2 protein-coding genes are annotated in these 801 nt (G+C 58.2%); both read left to right on the top strand.

The features are described from left to right. The first annotated feature begins 91 nt into the window (after positions 1-91). The gene (locus CFR79_RS15515; protein WP_110548472.1) at positions 92-472 is read left to right on the top strand and encodes an IS630 transposase-related protein; all 381 of its coding nucleotides are present in this window, start codon (positions 92-94) and stop codon (positions 470-472) included. Then, positions 444-801 (top strand): transposase (locus CFR79_RS15990; protein WP_181417463.1); only part of this gene is annotated, 358 nt, incomplete at its 3' end. The genes CFR79_RS15515 and CFR79_RS15990, both read left to right, overlap by 29 nt.

Genomic DNA, 801 nt, shown 5'->3' with positions numbered 1-801 from the left:
TAGAGCGCGCTGCGAATAGCTTGAATCATAGGATTCCCAAAGGGTGTCTGATGTGATTCAAGATGAAGACTGGCGAAGGAGGCCAGCTTTCATGCCAAAAGCCTACTCGCAGGATTTACGAGACCGTGTAATTGATGCGGTGGAGAAAGACGGCATGAGTTGCCGGGCAGCGGCGCGCCGTTTTGGCGTGAGCGATGCCTCGGCGATCAAATGGGTGCAGCGCGCAAGACGCATCGGAGATCGGTGCTGCGCCGGCACGGGCGGGCATCGTCCCTCGAAAACCAGACCTGAACGGGCCTGGCTGCTGGCCATCATTGATGCCGAGCCTGATATCACCCTCGCGGCGCTGTCGATCCGACTGCGCGAGGAGCGTGGCGTTCAGGCCGACACAGGCATGCTCTCGCGCTTTTTCCAATCCGAAGGGATCAGCTTCAAAAAAAAGCGTGCTGCCCTGCGAGCTGGACCGGCCTGACGTCGCGCGCAAGCGTAAATTCTGGAAGCGCTATCAGGCCGATATAGATCCCACGCATCTGGTCTTTATCGACGAAACCTGGGCCAAGACCAACATGACGCGCACGCACGGCCGTTGCCGCAAAGGTGAGAGACTGAGAGCCAGGGTTCCCCATAGCCACTGGAAGACACTGACCTTTTTGGCTGCTTTGCGTCATGACCGGATCACCGCACCCTGCGTTCTCGACGGACCGATCAACGGGCGCAGTTTTTTGGCCTATGTCGAGCAGTTTCTGGTTCCAACACTCAAGCCGGGCGATATCGTCGTGCTCGACAATCTCGACAATCTCG

The organism is Komagataeibacter saccharivorans (genome assembly GCF_003207825.1).
In the GTDB taxonomy this organism is placed as follows: Bacteria; Pseudomonadota; Alphaproteobacteria; order Acetobacterales; family Acetobacteraceae; genus Komagataeibacter; species Komagataeibacter saccharivorans.
This window is presented reverse-complemented; position numbering and strand designations above follow the sequence as displayed.

Excerpts from the sequence above, each read along its gene's own strand:
- CFR79_RS15515 (WP_110548472.1), top strand. The coding sequence starts at position 92 with ATGCCAAAAGCCTACTCGCAGGATTTACGAGACCGTGTAATTGATGCG.